This window comes from Sphingomonas naasensis, assembly GCF_004792695.1.
Taxonomy (GTDB): Bacteria; Pseudomonadota; Alphaproteobacteria; order Sphingomonadales; family Sphingomonadaceae; genus Sphingomonas; species Sphingomonas naasensis.
The window spans coordinates 771670-788913 of sequence record NZ_SRXU01000001.1; the positions used below are offsets into that span (position 1 = coordinate 771670).

A 17244-nucleotide genomic window follows, 5' to 3' on the forward strand; every position below is an offset into this window, starting at 1 on the left:
AAGGGAGGCGGCGCCCCCGAAGGAGCGCCGCCCAGTTTCTGGGATCAGAAGCTGGCCCGGATGATACCGGCGATGCGCCTGTCGGTATCGGTCCAGCTGTAGCGCGGATGGAGGACCGCACCTCCGACGTCCAGGAACGTGCGCGTGTTGAGCAAATTGGTGCCCTGCACGCCGATCTTGATGTTGTTGGTGATGTTGACGAGCAGCGATGCGTCGAGCTGGCCATAGTCCTCCGACCAGACCGGCGCGTTGAGGTTCGCCGCGGAGGTGGTCAGCAGATATTCGGAGCGCCAGTTATACGCCACCCGCGCCGAGACCCCGTATTTCTCGTAGATCGCGGCGAGGTTGTAGCTCCATTTCGACAACCCCTCGAGCGGCAGCGTCGTATCGTTCGCGTTGGTGATCTGGTTGGGATCGAGCGTGTTGACCGGCTGGTTGGCGCCGCCGGTGCTGTCGACATAGGTCAGGTTGCCCGAGAAGCCGAGCCCGCCGAGCGCGCCCGGGAGCATGTCGAAGAACTGGGTATAGGCGAATTCGAAGCCCTTGATCTTGCCCTTCTCACCATTGACCGCGCGGGTGACGTTGAAGGTCAGCGACTGGCCATTGTTGACATAGGTCTCGTCGACATTGCCCGAGATGATGTAGTTGCGGACATCCTTGTAAAAGGCCGCGAAGGTGATGCTGTTCGACTTACCGAAATAATATTCGGCGCTGAAATCGAACTGATCGGACTTGGTCGGCTTCAGATAGGGATTGCCCGCCTGCCCGGTCAGCCCCTGGGGCTGCGCCAGCAGCGCGGTGCCCGCGGGATTGAGCGTGAAGCTGAGCGACGCATAGGGCCTGAGCTGCGAGAAATTCGGGCGCACCATCGCCCTCCCCGCGGCGAAGCGCAGCTGCAGCTGATCGGTGACCTTGAGCCGCAGATTGAGCGTCGGCAGCACGTCGGTATAGCTGTTCTCGTAGGTGGCGTCGGACAGCCGCCCACCCGCGCCGTTGTTCGAGAAGGCGAGCGCGGTGGTCAGCCCCGAACAGGCCGGCGCGGTCGGCGTCGCGGTGCACGGCGAGGTGATCGTCCCGACGCTCAGATAGCCGGTCGCCTCGTTTTTGGTGCGGACGACGCGAACGCCGATATTGCCGTCGAGGATGCCCGCGCCGAAGCGCAGCATGCCATAGCCGGCGAGCGTCTTTTCCTTCTGGGTGGCGACGCCGCCGAGGACATTGTCCGCCGCCGGATTGGCCGCGTCGAAGCTGGCATTGGTGAGCGGCGCCCAGCCCCAGCCCGAGGTCTCGGTGGCGCGGAGATAATTATAGGCCTGCCCGGTGCCGCCGCTCATCAGATCGGTCGACGGGAACCAGCCCACGCCTGGGACAGCAACGCTGCCGCGGAAGAAATCGTCATAGGTGAAGAGTTCGGACTGCTCCGGCAGGCCGGCATTGGGCGGATTCCCGGTCTGGTTGAGATAGACCGGGGCGCCGCCGCCATTGCCCCAGAACTGCATCGACAACAGGCCCCAATTATAGCCCGTCTGCCGCGTGACCGCCTCGCGATCGGTGGCGCGGACGCCGGCGCGGAACGATTTGAGGAAGCTGTCGTCGTCGAAGCTGTATTCGAGATCGAGCCGCTCGGCCCATTGCCCGGCGCGGTTACGCTCGAGATGGTCCATCGCGGCGGCCCACCAGTAATTATTCTGGGCGCCGAGCGATGCGCCATTCTCGCGCGTGGTGACGCTGGGCGTATTCCCGCTGAGATCGAAGATGATGTCCGGACGGCGCGGATCGAAGCCGGGAGCGGCAGGATCGGCACCGGCGACGCCGAATTCGCTGAACCCGGTGAAGCTGTGGACGTTCGCCTTGGAGGTGATGCGCTGAACGTCGGCGCTGATCGCGAGATGGTCGCCGGGCGTCCATTTCCAGTTGAGCGAATAGTCGCGCGTGACCTTGTGCGATTTGCCGTATCGCGTGTCGAGATCCATGTTCGCGTTGCGATAGGTTCCGGCCTCGAGCACGCCGTCGTCGTTCAGCTGATAGGTCGAGTCATAGTCGGGGAGCTGATAGACGCCCTCGGCATGCTCCATGTCCTTCGGGTCGGCCGAGGAGATGAACGCCTCGGCAGTGAAGGTCATGTCGGAGCTGGGGCTCCACTGGAGCGAGCCATTGTACGAGGTGCGGCGCTGCTCCCAGTCGATCCGCCGCCAGCCGAGCGAGGAAGGCACGAGGATGTTCTGGAAAGCCGCGGGCGCCGTGGCGTTCGCGCGGCGGGTATAGGTACCGAGCTGGATGCTGTCGGTGCGGTTGCCGATATTGTTGATGCTGGCCGAGAGCAGGATGCCTACCTCGCCGCCGCCGACGTTGAAGCGGTTGCTGTAGAGCGCATTGCCAGACCAATAGCCTTTGCCGCGCATGTCGGCGTAATTGTAGTCGGCCGAGACCGCGACGAGCTGCCCGGCCTGGTCGAAGGGCTTGCGCGTGCGCAGATTGACGATGCCGCCGACTCCGCCTTCGACCATCTCGGCCGACGGGTTCTTGTAGACGTCGACGCCGGCGAGCAGATCGGGCGATACGTCCTCGAAGCTCAGCCCACGGCCGTTGTTCGCCGAGAATACGTCGCGCCCGTTGATTTCCGAGCGAACCCAGGAAAGCCCGCGGATGAAGACGCCGCCGCCTTCGGCGGCGAGGCGCGCCGGATCGCGGTTCTCGTTGGTGCGCTGAAGCGTGATGCCGGGGATGCGCTGGAGCGCTTCGGAAACCGATCGATCGGGAAGCGCGCCGATATCCTGCGCGGAGATCGAATCGACGATCTGATCGGCGTTGCGCTTGATGTTGCGCGCGCTGGTGAGCGAGGCGCGGATGCCGGTGACGACGACTTCGTCCTGCGACGTTTCCGGCGTCGTGGTTGTCTGGGTCTGGTCTTGCGGTGTCGCGGCGGCGACGACCGGATCATCGGCGGCCAACGCCGGCGCCGCGAAGCCTGTGGCAATCAGTGCGAGCGTGGAAACACCGCAGCGAATCAATCCAGCGCGCGACCCGCCGGAACGCGAACGTACCTCGATCATCAAACTCCCCCCTCCAGATCCGCAGAGGGAAAGAATGCGACCCCATGCCGCGCCCCCTCCCGTCCGCATCGCCCCCCGCCTCTATTCGGGCGGGGTCACGAGCATGTTTATTAGCGCTAACAATTTTCACATACAAGTACCGAATCGGACCTTGACCGTCGTTGTCATGCAGGCAGGCGCTGCGACCTCGCCTATTCCCCGAAGCTATGGCGCGGCGGTTCGCGGCGGGCTGTACGGCCCCTCCGCGCCGCGCCATACCCAGGGCCGTCGCTGTTCAGCCGAGGTGCCCGATGAAGAAACTCGCCCTGCTTGCCCTGCTCGCCGCCACTGCTTCCGCCACCTCCTATGCCGCGCCGGGCGACGACACCGATCTGCACAAGCGGCTGCTGACGCTCGACACGCATCTCGATACGCCGGCGCATTTCAGCCGCCCCGGCTGGAATTTCGGCGAGCGCCACGACCATGCGACCGATCCGGTGCAGGTCGATCTCGGCCGGATGGATGCGGGTGACCTCGATGGCGGGTTCTTCGTGATCTACACCGCGTCGGGGCCGCTGACCCCGGAGGGCTATGCCGCGGCGAAGGATTTCGCGCTCAGGCGTGCGGACGAGATCCACGCGATGCTCGCCAAATTCCCCGGCCGGATCGCGCTCGCCACCAAGGCGAGTGACGCCGCGCGGCTCGACAAGGCGGGCAAGCGCTTCGCTTTCATCAGCATCGAGAACAGCTATCCGTTGGGCGAGGATCTGTCGCTGCTCGGCGAGTTCTACAGGCGCGGCGTGCGCATGGCTTCGCCCGTGCATTTCCGGAACAACCAGTTCGCGGATTCGGCGACCAACAAGCCGAAGTGGAACGGCCTCAGCCCGCTCGGCAGGCAATGGGTCGCCGAGATGAACCGGCTGGGGATGGTGCTCGACGCGAGCCACGCCTCGGACGCGGTGCTCGACCAGATGATAGCGCTATCGAAAACCCCGGTGATCCTGTCACACTCGGGCTCGAAGGCGATCTTCGACCATGCCCGCAATCTCGACGATGCGCGCCTGCGCAGGCTCGCAGCATCGGGCGGGGCGATCTGCGCCAACGCCGCCTATCTGGGCGCGTCCAATCCCAATGCCGAACGCTCGGAGATTGCGGACAAGCTCGAGGACGCCGCGAAGCTGGGGCTGACCGCCGAGCAGGTCGCCACGCTCACCCGGCGGCTGCGCGAGATCGAGAAGACCGCGCCGTCGCAGCAGGCCGATTTCGAGACCTATATGCGGCTGGTGCTGCACCTGATCGAAGTGGCGGGGGTCGACCATGTCTGCTTCGGCGCCGACTGGGACGGCGGCGGCGGCGTCCCCGGCTTCGAGGATATCGATGCGCTTCCCAAGGTCACCGCGCGGCTCCGGCAGGCGGGCTATTCGGCGAAGGACATCGAGAAGATGTGGAGCGGCAACGTGCTGCGGCTGGTCCGCATCGCGGACGAGAAGAAGGGGCGCTGACGCTCTAACCCGTCACCCCGGCCTTGTGCCGGGGTCCACCAGGCTGGAAAGCGAAAAGCTAGAGGTCCGCGCGGCGACGTTCCCGCCACTGCCGCCGACTTCTCCCGTTCGGCGCTGTGGACCCCGGCACAAGGCCGGGGTGACGACTGGGTCAGGTGGTCTGCCACCCGCCCCCCAGCGCCTTGAACAGATCGACCTGGGTATCGGCGATCTGCGCGTCGGCGGCGGCCAGCGCCGCCTCGGCGTCGGCGAAGGTGCGCTCGGCATCGAGCAAGGCGAGGCTGTCGATATCCCCTTCACGCTGGCGTGCGCGGGCGATGTTGACCGCGGCCTGCGCCTCGTTCCACGCGGCCTGCAGCGCGCCGCGGCGCTCGAGCGCATGGGCATAGGCCGAGAGCGCGGTCTCGGTTTCCTGCAGCGCGCCGAGCACGACGCCGTCGAAGGTGGCGAGCGCGGCCTGCGTGTCGGCCTCGGCGGCCTGCACCCGCGCGCGCGCCGGCTCGGGATTGACCGCCCAGTTGAGCAACCCGCCGAGCAGCCAGCGCAGCGGCCCGCCGGTGAAGATCTCGCCAATGTCGTTTCCGGTCGAGCCGACCGATCCGCCCAGCGTTATCCGCGGATAGAGATCGGCGGTGGCGACGCCGATCCGCGCGGTGTTGGCCGCAAGGCGGCGCTCGGCGGCGCGGACATCGGGGCGACGCGCGAGCAACGCAGCGCCGTCGCCCACCGGGATCGGCTGGTTGAGGCGTAGCGTCTCGGTGCGCGCGCGCGCCGTGTCGGGCAGGCCCGCCGGCGTGCGTCCGGTGAGCATGGCGAGGCGGAACAGCGCCGCGTCGCGCTGGGCGGCGAACGCGGGCACCTCGGCCTGGCGCTGGTTGCGCAGCGCGCCGATCCGGGCAGTGTCGAGCCGGGTCGCGAGGCCGACATTGCGGCGGCGCTCGGTGAGGTCGATCGACTGGTCGAGCAGCTTCACGATGCGCTCGGCGACCGCGAGCCGCTCGGCGGCGGAGGCGGCGTCGGCATAGGCACGCGCGGTCTCGGCGGCGACGATCACGCGCACCGCGTCGGCATCGGCCTCCGCCGCGGCGACATCGCCGCGGCTGGCCTCGACGTTGCGCGAGACGCGGCCGAACAGGTCGACTTCGTAGCTCACATCGAGCCCGGCATCGATCTGCCAGTCCTCGCGCGGCGCGCCGGGCGCACGCTGGCCTTCGGGCGAGCGCGCATAGTTCGCGCCGGCACCCACGTTCGCCTGCGGCAGCCGGTCGGCATTGGCGCCGCGCAGCCCCGCGCGGGCGCGGGCGATGCGGGCGACGGCGACGCGGACATCGGTGTTGGCGGCGAGCGCGTCGGCGACGAGCTGGTCGAGCACCGGATCGTTATAGAGCCGCCACCAGTCGCCCTTGACCGGCTCGGGGGTGACCGCGGGGCTGGTCGCGACGAAGCTGCCGGCGGCGGTCTGCGGATGGACCGGGGCGACATAATCGGGGCCGGCGGCGCAAGCGGCCAGAGCGAGCGCCGAGGCCGTGGCGAGGATGTTGCGATAGATGATCATTTGATTTCCTCCTGCCGTCATCCCGGGGATGCCGGGATGACGGCTAGTGGTTATTCGGCGGGCTGCAGCACGGGTTCGACATGCCCGCCCGATCCACGCCGCCTGCGCGCGAGACGCTGTCCAAGCCCGCGGCAGACGACGTAGAAGGTGGGGGTGAAGAGCAGGCCGAACGCGGTCACGCCCATCATCCCGAAGAACACCGCAGTGCCCAGCGCCTGGCGGAGCTCGGCCCCTGCCCCGCTCGCGATCAGCAGCGGCACGGCGCCGAGGATGAAGGCGAACGAGGTCATCAGGATCGGCCGCAGGCGATCGCGCGCGGCACGCACCGCGGCTTCCACCGGCGACAACCCGTCCTGCGCCTCGGCCTGTTGGGCGAACTCGACCACGAGGATCGCGTTCTTCGCGGCGAGCGCGATCAGCACGACGAGGCCGATCTGGGTGAGCACATTGTTGTCCATGCCCCGCAGATTCACGCCGGCCATTGCCGCGAGTAGACACATCGGCACGATCAGCACGATCGCGAGCGGCAATGTCAGGCTCTCATATTGCGCCGCCAGCACGAGGAAGACGAACAGCACGGCCAGTCCGAACACGAGGCCCGCGGTGCTTCCCGCCATCTTCTGCTGATAGGCGATTCCGGTCCATTCGGCGCCGTAGCCGGGCGGCAGTTCGGCGGCGAGCTTCTCCATCGAGTCGAGCGAGGCGCCCGAGCTGTAGCCCGGCGCGGTGTCGCCATCGACCTCGACCGCCGGGAACAGATTGTAGCGTGTGACGCGATACGGCCCGGTCTTGTTTTCGAAGGTCGACACCGAACCGATCGGCACCATCTCGCCCGAGTTCGAACGGGTCTTCAGATTGGCGATGTCCGCCTCGGTCGCCCGGAACGGCGCATCGGCCTGCGCGGTGACGCGATAGGTGCGGCCGAGCATGTTGAAGTCGTTGACGAAGGTCGAGCCGAGATAGACGTTGAGCGCCTCGAACACCCGCTCCGGGGGCACCCCGAGCAGGTTTGCCTTGCGCCGGTCGATATCGGCGAAGACGCGCGGCGTGGCGGTGTTGAAGAAGGTGTAGATCTGCTGGAGACCCGGCGTCTGGTTGGCCTTGCCGATCAGCCCGAACGCGGTCTTGCCGAGCTGGTCATAGCCGTGCTCGCCGCGATCCTGCACCATCAGCCGGAAGCCGCCGGCAGAGCCGATGCCCTGGATGAGCGGCGGCGGGACCACCAGCAGCATCGCCTCGTTGATGTCGGCGGTGCGCTTGCGCGCCTCGTTCATGATGTCGGCATAATTGACGCCGAGCTTCTTGCGCTCCTCGAACGACAGCAGCGGCACATAGGCAGCGGCAGAATTCGGGGCGAGCGTCTGCGACGGACCGTCGAAGCCGGCGAGCATCACCGAGCCCTTGACGCCCTTGATCGGCAGGATGCGCGCGACGACCTTGCGCATCACTTCGTCGGTACGCTCGAGCGACGAGCCCGGCGGCAGCTGGATCACGGTGAGGAAATAGCCCTGGTCCTGCGCCGGGATGAAGCCGACCGGCGTCACCCAGAACATGCCCACCGTCGCGGCGATCAGGCCGGCATAGGCGACCATCATCCGCTTGGGTCGGGTGACCAGTGCGCGGGTGAGCCGTGAATAGCCTTCGCTCATCCGCTCGAAGCCGCGGTTGAACAAGTCGGCACCGCGATTGACGACGCGTGCGATCGGGCCCTTGGGTTCGCCCTCGTGCCCCTTGAGCAGCAAGGCGGCGAGCGCGGGCGACAGGGTCAGCGAGATGAGCAGCGAGATCGCGGTGGCCACCGAGATCGTCACGGCGAACTGCTTGTAGAAGGCGCCCGACAGGCCGTTCAGGAACAGGGTCGGCAGGAACACCGCGAGCAGCACGAGGACGATCGCGACGAGCGCGCCCGACACTTCGTCCATCGAGGTCCGCGCCGCCTCGAGCGAGGACATGCCCCGTGCGAGGTTGCGCTCGACATTCTCGACCACGACGATCGCGTCGTCGACGACGATGCCGATCGCCAGCACCAGGCCGAACAGCGAGAGGTTGTTGAGCGAGTATCCCAGCGGCAGCAGCACCGCCATCGTGCCGATCAGCGAGACCGGGATCGCCACCACCGGGATGATCGCCGCACGCCATTTCTGGAGGAAGACGATGACCACCAGCACGACGAGCAGGATCGCCTCGCCCAGCGTGTGATAGACCGCGTCGATCGACTGGGCGATGAACTCGGTCGGGTTGTAGATGACGCGATATTCGAGGCCCTTGGGGAAGTTCTTCGAAAGCGTCTTCATCTCGTTCTCGACCGCCTGCGCGGCGGCGAGCGCATTCGAGCCCGGCCGCTGGAAGGCGGCGAGGATCACGGTCGGCTGGTTCGAGAGATAGGTGTTGGAGTTGTAGTCCGCGGCGCCCAGCTCGACGCGCGCGACGTCGCTCACGCGGACCTGACGGCCTGCGGCATCGGTGCGGATCACGACCTGGCCGAACTCGGCGGGGTCCTTCAGGCGCCCCTGCGTCTCGATGTTGAGCTGGAAGGCATTGCCGCTCGGCGTCGAGCCGGGCTGGCCGAGCGTGCCGGCGGCGACCTGGATGTTCTGCGCACGGAGCGCCTGGACGATGTCGCCCGCGGTCAGATCGAGCGCGGCGGCACGACCCGGATCGATCCACACGCGCATCGCATAATCGCGCGCGCCGAACATGCGGACGTCGCCGACGCCCTCGATCCGGGCGAGCCGGTCCTTGACCTGGGTGAGCGCGTAATTCGAGATGTAGCTGCGATCGATCGAATTGTCGGGCGAGATCAGGTTCACCACCATCAGGAAGTCCGGGGTGGTTTTCCGGGTCACGACGCCGAGGCGCTGCACCTCCTCGGGCAAACGCGGGATCGCGACCGCGACGCGGTTCTGCACCAGCACCTGCGCGGCATCGAGATCGGTACCCGACTTGAAGGTAACGGTGATCGTCACCGCGCCGTCGCCGGTCGACTGCGACGACTGGTAGAGCATGTCGTCGACCCCGTTGATTTCCTGCTCGATCGGCGCGGCGACGGTCTCGGCGACCGTCTCGGCCGAGGCGCCGGGATAGGCGGCGGTGACCGTCACCGTCGGCGGGACGATGTCGGGATATTGCGAGATCGGAAGCGCGAGATAGGCGATCGCACCGATGATCGTGATCACGACCGCGATGACCGCCGCGAAGATCGGGCGCGTGATGAAGAAACGCGAGAGGCGCATGGGCCTGCTCCTCGTTGGAGGGGTTCAAAATGCTTCGTTCGGGCCAGCTGGCAGGCGGCACGCGGGTGGCGGGCCGCCCGCGGACGGGCTCAGGGCGAACGTGTGGTTTGGGTCCTGCCGCCGGGCTCTTGGGGACCGCCCGGCGGCAGGTCGGTCAGCGTGCGAAAGTGGCTTCGCCCGTGACCGGAGCCGATATGACCGGCGCTGCGGCCGCAGCCTGGGGCTCGATCTTGCCCGGCTTGACCTGGACCTTGCTGCCCGGCGGCGACATCTGCCCGCCGGCGAGGACGACGCGGTCCTGCGGCGTGAGGCCCGAGCGGACGACGCGGAGCCCGTCGACCACCGGCCCGACCGTGACCGGCTTGGGCTGGAGCGTGCCGTCCTTGCCGACGGTCATCACGATCTTGCGTGCCTGATCCGTCGACAGCGCCGAATCCGGGATCAGCAGCGCCTGCGCAGTGCCGCCGGCCGAGAGCCGCATGTTGCCGAACATGCCGGGCGTGAGGAACATGTCCGGATTGCGCAGCACCGCGCGGCCGCGGATCGTCCCGGACTTGGGGTCGAGCCCGTTGTCGGTGAAGTCGAGCCCGCCCTTCCAGCGATAATCGGCCTCGTCCTGCAGACGGATCTCGACCGGCGACGCGGCATTGCCTGCCGCCGCCGCGCGCTTGGCCTTGAGGAACAAGGCTTCCGATCCGTCGAAGGTGAAGTAGATCGGGTCGAGTGCGTTGATCGTGGTGAGCAGCGAGCCGCCCGCGCCTTCCCCGGCCGCGACCAGATTGCCGGCATCGACCTTGCGGTCCGAGATGCGGCCGGCGATCGGGGCGCGAACCTGGGTGAACTCGACATCGAGCGCACGGGCACGGACCCGCGCCTGCGCCGCGGCAACCGAGGCGTTCGCCGCGCGGACGCGGGCCTGCAGCCGCTCGACATCGCTCTTCGACACCGCTTCCGCAGCGACCAGCCGCTCGGCGCGGCCGAGATCGGACCTGGCGAGCGCGAGATCGCTCTGCGCGGTGGCGAGGCCGGCGCGGGCCTCGGCGAGCGCCGCCGCGAACGGACGCGAGTCGAGCGTGAAGAGCAACTGCCCCTTCTGCACGATCGCACCGTCGGTGAAGTGGATGCCGACGACCTGCCCCGAGACGCGCGGACGCACCTCGACGCTGCGGCTCGCCTCGAACCGGCCGACATAATCGTCCCATTCGTTGATCTGGCGGACCAGCGGCTGGGCAACGGTGACGGTGGCCGGCGGCGGCGCGGCGAGCGCCGGCGCCTGCCGATTGGCCAGCCCGATGCCGCCGGCGACGAGGAGCACCGGCAGCGCGACGAACGCGCCCTTCTGCCACAGCGGCCGCTTTCGAGTCGACGGACCCGGCTCTGCCGCTTCGGGCTCGACCGGATCGATACGCGTGATCATGTTCATGCACGATTTCCCTGATTGAGGGCTGCCCGGCCCCGGCTGATGCTGGCGAGCAGCGTTTCATATTGTTCGAGAGAGAAGCCGGCCTCGTGGAAGGCGCGGATCGCGGCGCGCGGCACCGCATAGCCCTTGTGCCAGGCGAGGACCGCGAGGCGACGCAGCGCCTCGAGCCGCGTGTCGGCGAGCTCGGGATTAGGGCGCTGGCCGCCGAAGATCATGCCCAGCGCGACGGAGAGCTTGCCCGGCTTTTCGAGCGAGGACAGCCGATCATGCTGGGCGATCGCGACGACCTGCCATTCGAGCGCGGAAAAGCCCGTCTGCGAGCGCGGGGCGGCGATCAGGTCGACCGGCGTCGCGATCGGGCTGCCCTGCAATGCGGCGAAGTTCAGATAGGCCATGATTTTTCTCCCTTCCTGCCGGCGGCGGACGCGCCGCTCCCCTGCCCTTGGCCTTTCGACCACGGCGTCACCGGCGATTTGCTGTCGCGAGAGCGCAGGCCACCCTCGCCCGAGCGGTGCTCGCGCGACGGGCTGGCCGGCCCCGAAATGTGGATCGGCGCGCGAAGCGCCGGATGGTTCAGGCCGTGGCCCGATCCCGTGGTTTGCAAGGCTGACGCATAGGCAGCTCCTTCGTCTGGTCCCGGTTGCGAAGGTGACGGATCACTTCCATACCGACTGGTATAGAAATCGTGCTGCGGCGCGTCAAGGGCTTTCTATACTGCCCGGTATTTTTATTGTCGAGGGCGCAATCGGCCGGGGCCCGATTTTTTCGCCGCGCCTCCCCGTCGGACAGGCTTGGCTCCACCTTTTCACAAGCTCGAAACGACCCGAGGAGAGTGCACCGCCATCATGCATCTTCGTAGCCGCGGTTACCGCGGCGAACTCCCGCGCTTGGGCAGTTCCCGGCATTGCGGGGCCGAAATCGGCCCTCGGCCTCACCTATCGTCAGCAAATGGCTCGTGGCGACGATTGCGCCCGCCGGGTTCCTGCGACGCGATCCGCTTGCCCATCCGCATTATGCGATGCTACATACAATCAGCACTGCTTGTAAATGGAGGGGATCATGTCGTTGCGTCGTCGGGAGATATTCGGGATGGCTGCGGTGGGCGCCGCAGGCGTCATGTCCTCCCCCGCGCTAGCGCGCACCCGGCGCGCCTTTCCGCCCGGATTTCTGTGGGGCACTTCGGGCGCCGCCTATCAGATCGAGGGCGGCAATGTCGGCAGCGACATCTGGGTGCTCGAGCATGTTAAGCCGGGCATCTTCGCGGCGCCCTCGGGCGATGCCGCCGACAGCTATCACCGCTATGCCGAGGATATCGCACTTGCCGCGGCGCTCGGCTTCAACAGCCACCGATTGTCGATCGAATGGGCCCGGATCGAGCCGGCGCGCGGCCAGATTTCGCGGGCTGCGCTCGATTATTATCGCGGCGTGCTCAAGACCTGCCGCAAGCACGGGCTCGCGCCGGTGGTCACCTTCAACCATTACTCGGTCCCCGCCTGGTTCGCGGCGGCCGGCGGCTTCGCGCAACCCGATGGCGCGAGGATCTTCGCCGATTACTGCCGTATCGTCACCGAGCATATGGGCGACCTGATCGCCGTCGCCGCGACGTTCAACGAGCCCAATGTCGCCACGGTGGTGCGCTGGGATGGTTCGCTCGCCAAGTACAAGCCGATCATCGCGGCGGTGCAGAAGGCGGCGGGTGCCGCGACTGGCGCGCCCGACTGGGCAAGCCCCCTTCTCGCCGGCGAGAGCCAGCATGCCGCGATCGCCGATGCGCACGCCGCGGCCTATGCCGCGGTGAAGCTGGCTTCGGCGAACCGCCTGCCCGTCGGCATCACCCTGGCGGTTCCGGCGGACCGCCCGGCCGGGCCCGACAGCGGGATCGCGCGCAAGAATGCCGAGATGCTCGACCGCTGGCTCGCCGGCCCCGGCGATTTCGTCGGGGTGCAGTCCTATACCGGCTCGGCCGTCGGCCCCGACAAGGATCTGCCGCACGCGCCGGAGGAGGAACTGACCCAGATGGGCTATGCCTTCCGTCCGGACGCGATCGAGGGCGCGATCCGGCTGGTCGCCTCGCGCACCAAACGGCCGATCTACGTCACCGAGAACGGCGTCGCGACCGAGGACGACACCCGACGAATCGCCTATATCAAGGGCGCGGTCGCCGGAGTGGAACGCTGCCTCGCGGACGGGATCGACGTACGCAGCTACATCCACTGGTCGCTGCTCGACAATTGGGAGTGGATGTCGGGCTACCGCCCCAAATTCGGCCTGGTGGCGGTCGACCGCGAGACCTTCAAGCGCACCCCCAAGCCCAGCGCGAAGTTCCTCGGCGGCATCGCGCGCGCCGGCGGGCTCTAGTCACCGCGCCGCCGCCGCGGCCTCGACCAGAATGCGGATCCCCGGCCCGATCTTGACGATCAGATCGGCCGGGGGTTGCTGGCGGAGGAATGAGTCGAACGGCCGCCACGACGCAGCTTCCTGCGCCGCGAGCGTATCGAGCAGCGCGCGCGCTTCGGCCGGATCCCGCTGCTTGCCCGTCTCGATCGCGTCGAGCGCGGCGAGGCCGGCCTCCGCCAGTGCGGCGATCTGCGCGGAGGTCGGCAACGCCGCTTCCAGCATCGGCCGGCCCTTCGCGATCGCGGCAAACCGGGCGTCGTTGGCGCGCCACAGCATCAGCTGCGCGCGGAGCGCCGCGCGCTGCGAGTGATCGCCGCCGACATAGGCTTGCGCCTGCGCGGCGAAGCGATGCGCGGCGAGGCTGTCGACCGGTGCGGCATCGGCAAGATCGTTGAGCGGCTGGACGATGCGCTTGCCTGCCAGCATCGCCTTGATGCGATGATCGTGCGCCATGTTGCGCACCGGACCGGTGATCGCGAGCAGAGTCTCCAGCGGATCGCTCTCCCCGGGGGCCACACGCGCTGCCATGCGTTGCCGCGTCGCGCGATCCGCGAGCCCGGTGACGCTGAGCTGGTCGGCAACGATCGCCAGCCGTCGATACATGTCGGGCACATCGGTCACGCTCGCCGGCGACCAGAAGCGCTCGGCCATCGCCGCGGCGCGCGGCCAGAGCTGCTGGTCGATCAGGGCGTCGTCGGCAATCTCGCCCCACAAGGGCGCCTCCCCGCCAAGAATCCGCGCTTCCTGCTCGCGCGACAGGGCGTCGCGCGGGAAGTCGACGAGCGCGTCGGTGACGATCGCGGCCAGCAACGGGTTGAGCTCGCGCAACCCGACGGCATGCGCGGGGGTCAGCCCCGCCGCCGACGTCGCGAAGGGATCGATGGCGTAGTGGTAGCCTGCGGGCATCAGCAGGTTGAGATAATAGCCCGCCGAGACGATCGTGCGGTGCCCTTTCGCGGCCGCGGCAGCGATGGCGTTCGAGGTCTGCCACGCCTGGACGATCGCATCGGGCGCGACACCCGCCGCCGCGACTTCCTCCCAGCCGATCATCTGTTTCCCCGCCGCCGCCACGATCCGGCTGACACGGCGCATGAAATAGCCTTCCACGGCCTTGCGGTCGGCAAGCCTCTCGCGGGCCATCAGCGCGCGAACATCGGGAGAATCCTCCCAGACATCCTTCGCCACTTCGTCGCCGCCGACATGGAAATGCCGATCGGGGAACAGCGCGGCCATCTCGCCGAACAATCGTGCGAGGAAACGATAGGTCGCCGGTGACGCGGGATTGAGCGCGACGTCGGGCCGGCCGAGGAACAGCTTTTTGCCCGTTACCCCCACTTCGGGATAGGCCGCGACGATCGCGCGGCTATGCCCTGGCACGTCGAACTCGGGGACGATCCGCACGCCGCGCTCGGCGGCATAGGCGACGAGATCGCGGATCTCGGCCTGGCTGTAGAAGGCGCCCGCATCGTCCGCGGTAAGCCTGGGATAGCGACGGCTCTCGACGCGGAAACCCTCGTCGTCGCTCAGGTGCAGATGGAGCACGTTGAGTTTGACCCGCTCCATCGCGTCGATCTGGCGCTTGAGCGTCGCCACTTCGATGAAATGCCGAGCCGGATCGAGCATCACCCCGCGCCACGCGAAACGCGGGCCGTCGGTGATCGTCACCAGAGGCAGCGCGATCGCCTGTGGGGAAAGGCCGACCAGCTGACGCAGGGTCGCGAAGGCGCGAAGCACGCCCATCGGCCCCTCGGCTTCGATGGCGATGCCCGTGGCGGTGACTCGAAGCGTGTAGCCCTCGCCCAGATCCACCCCGGCGCGGGCATCGCGGCAACGGACGGTGACGGGCACCGCCGACTGCCCATCGAGGATCAGCCCCGTCTCGCGGGTTACGTCCGTCTGCAGGCGGCGTATGGCGCTGTCGAGAAAGGACATGTTCCCGCAGCCCGCCCATCGCACCGCGAAGGCCCCGCGCACAGCCAGCGCCCCCGGCTCCGTCACCACCGCTCTCGGCAGCGGCATGAGATCGGGTTGCGTCGCGTCCGCGGACATTCCCGCCATCGCCCCCGCGAGCATCGCGCCCATCGCCCACATCATCGCTCTCCTCTCAATACGCGTAACTTACAAACAGGTTTGACTGTATTGTGCAAGACCGGCAAGATCGATCGGCACCGACCGGCGCATTGCCGGCGGCAAGAGGAGATCATCGATGCTCAGGCTCGCGCTCGCGCTGCTCACCACGCTCACCCCCGCCGCGCTACCGGCGCAGACCGCCCCCGCTCCGGCAGCCGCCGCGGCGCTGACGATCGACACGCCGATCGAGGCGATCGTCGCGGTACCGGCGGGCAAGGCCGTGCTCGAAAAGGAAATGCCGACGCTGCTGACCCACGCGATGTACGATTCGTTCAAGAGCATGAGCCTCAAGCAGCTCCAGCCCTATTCGCAGGGTGCGATCACCGACGACGAACTCGCCCGGGTCGATGCCGGACTGAAGGCGATCAAGAAGTGATCGGGCGGCGCCGGGCCCCGGCCCGGCGCCAGCCTATGGTTTGCTCGCGGCGTTCGCCTGCGCCAGATCGAGCCGGACCTTCCACGGATCGGCTTTGGCGACCGCCTTGCCGTCCGCTTCGAATTCGAGCATCGGCTCGCCCGCCTTGTCGACCCGCGGCCAATTGGCGAGGCCGGGGCCGTTCGGATCACCATTGCGGACGAAGTTGAGCCAATAGCCGCCGAGCATCCGCGCCACCGCGCGGTCCCCGGGTGTCAGCTTGCCGGCCAGCGGCACGTCGAGCGTGTCGAAGGCATAAGCGACATCGCTCGCATGCTCGGCGCCCGGCGTCGGTTTGCCGGCCAATCCCGTGGCCACATAGGAAAAGCGGAAGCGCCATGCGGGCGCGCCGCGCGCCGCGAGCGTCTGCGCGACGAGGCGTGCCGGCTCCTGCATGATCCGGTCCGCGCCGATCCGGGTGTTGACCAGCGGCAGCGCCACTTTGCCATCGGGATCATAGGCCGCACGCGCCGCCGCCGCGCCGTCGCCGAACTGCGCGAAAGCGGCGTCCTTGCTCGCTGCGAGGTTGAAACCGAGATCGGCGCCGGTGGTGCCGACGAGCATCGGGATGGCACCCTTTGCCGTGGCGAGCGCAGCCGCCGGGCGCGCGGTGACGATCCGGCCGTCCTCGATCGGGCCGGCAAAGCGCTCCAACTCGCCGAAGATCAGCGATGCCATGGTCAGCCTGGCGTTGACCTGCTCGGCGGGCAGCGCGCGAAGCGCGGCGAGCGCCTCCGGTCCTTCTCCGCCGATGTTCTGCGCTTTCGCGAAGGCGAGGCCCGCCTTCTCGGCGGAAACCCGTTCGGGCAGGTCGCCGCGCAGCAGCCGGCGTCCGAGCAAGGGCTCGCGACCCCCGCCCGACTGGACGATCGCGCGGGCGAACAATCCCTCCGCCATGGCCGAGCCGGCAAGAGCCAGCACCGACTCGCCCCCTGCGGATTCGCCCATCACCGTGACGGCGCGCGGATCGCCGCCGAAGCGAGCGATGTTCCGCTGGACCCATTTGAGCGCGGCGATCTGATCGAGATAGCCGTAATTGCCCATGGGATCTTCGGCATGCTCGGCGCTGAGCCCCGGGTGCGCGAAAAAGCCGAGCCGGCCGAGACGGTAGTTGAAGGTCACCACCACGATCCCGCGGCGGGCCAGGGCGTCGCCCCAGGTCTGCGGATCCTGGCTCCCCCCGGCGACGAAGCCACCACCATGAATCCATACCAGCACCGGCCGGGCGCGGGCCGTGCGCTGCGCCGGCCGCCAGACATTGACGGTCAGGCAATCCTCCGAAAGCGGGCGATGATCGTCGGCACGGTCGCGCGCCTGCATGCAATCGGGACCGAGCGCATCGGCGGGCCGCACGCCGCTCCAGCGCGCGGCCGGTTGGGTGGAACGCCAGCGCAGCGGACCGACCGGCGGCGCGGCATAGGGGATGCCGAGAAACGCCTCGACGTCGCCCGATGCCTTGCCGGCGATCTTGCCGGTATCGACCGTGACGTGCGGCGCCGGGTCGTTCGCGGCGATCAAGGTGAATGCCGTGACGCCCAGGGCAAGAACCGCGCGCAT

At 68.0% G+C, this 17244-nt stretch carries 10 protein-coding genes; 3 read left to right on the forward strand and 7 right to left on the reverse strand.

What is annotated here, in order from left to right:
• Positions 1-44 precede the first annotated feature (44 nt).
• Positions 45-2951, reverse strand: a complete 2907-nt coding sequence (locus tag E5A74_RS03675) for a TonB-dependent receptor (RefSeq protein WP_240699624.1) — start codon at positions 2949-2951, stop codon at positions 45-47.
• Positions 2952-3343: 392 nt separating this feature from the next.
• Between E5A74_RS03675 and E5A74_RS03680 the strand changes: the two genes are divergently transcribed.
• On the forward strand, positions 3344-4534 hold the full coding sequence (locus tag E5A74_RS03680) for a dipeptidase (RefSeq protein WP_135982880.1): 1191 nt from the start codon (positions 3344-3346) through the stop codon (positions 4532-4534).
• Between the two features lie 151 nt (positions 4535-4685).
• On the opposite strand, the gene E5A74_RS03685 is transcribed toward E5A74_RS03680, so the two are convergent.
• The 4 genes from E5A74_RS03685 to E5A74_RS03700 all read right to left on the reverse strand — a co-directional run bounded on the left by E5A74_RS03685 (position 4686) and on the right by E5A74_RS03700 (position 11140).
• Complete coding sequence (locus E5A74_RS03685) at positions 4686-6089, reverse strand: efflux transporter outer membrane subunit (RefSeq protein WP_135982881.1); 1404 nt, start codon at positions 6087-6089, stop codon at positions 4686-4688.
• 50 nt (positions 6090-6139) lie between these two features.
• On the reverse strand, positions 6140-9322 hold the full coding sequence (locus E5A74_RS03690; RefSeq protein ID WP_135982882.1) for an efflux RND transporter permease subunit: 3183 nt from the start codon (positions 9320-9322) through the stop codon (positions 6140-6142).
• Between the two features lie 154 nt (positions 9323-9476).
• Complete coding sequence (locus E5A74_RS03695; protein WP_135982883.1) at positions 9477-10745, reverse strand: efflux RND transporter periplasmic adaptor subunit; 1269 nt, start codon at positions 10743-10745, stop codon at positions 9477-9479.
• Positions 10742-11140: a hypothetical protein gene (locus E5A74_RS03700; RefSeq protein ID WP_135982884.1), complete on the reverse strand. Its 399-nt coding sequence runs from the start codon at positions 11138-11140 to the stop codon at positions 10742-10744. The genes E5A74_RS03695 and E5A74_RS03700 overlap by 4 nt, the downstream gene beginning before the upstream one ends.
• Before the next feature lie 664 nt (positions 11141-11804).
• Here E5A74_RS03700 and E5A74_RS03705 point away from each other — a divergent pair.
• The gene (locus E5A74_RS03705) at positions 11805-13103 is read left to right on the forward strand and encodes a glycoside hydrolase family 1 protein (RefSeq protein WP_240699625.1); all 1299 of its coding nucleotides are present in this window, start codon (positions 11805-11807) and stop codon (positions 13101-13103) included.
• On the opposite strand, the gene E5A74_RS03710 is transcribed toward E5A74_RS03705, so the two are convergent.
• Positions 13104-15236 carry a beta-N-acetylhexosaminidase gene (locus E5A74_RS03710; RefSeq protein WP_135982885.1) on the reverse strand — a complete coding sequence of 711 codons (2133 nt, stop codon included), beginning with the start codon at positions 15234-15236 and terminating at the stop codon, positions 13104-13106.
• Positions 15237-15348: 112 nt separating this feature from the next.
• Here E5A74_RS03710 and E5A74_RS03715 point away from each other — a divergent pair, with 112 nt between their 5' ends.
• Positions 15349-15648: a hypothetical protein gene (locus E5A74_RS03715; RefSeq protein WP_135982886.1), complete on the forward strand. Its 300-nt coding sequence runs from the start codon at positions 15349-15351 to the stop codon at positions 15646-15648.
• A gap of 33 nt (positions 15649-15681) precedes the next feature.
• Here E5A74_RS03715 and E5A74_RS03720 read toward each other — a convergent pair whose 3' ends face one another.
• Positions 15682-17244 carry a carboxylesterase/lipase family protein gene (locus E5A74_RS03720; RefSeq protein ID WP_135982887.1) on the reverse strand — a complete coding sequence of 521 codons (1563 nt, stop codon included), beginning with the start codon at positions 17242-17244 and terminating at the stop codon, positions 15682-15684.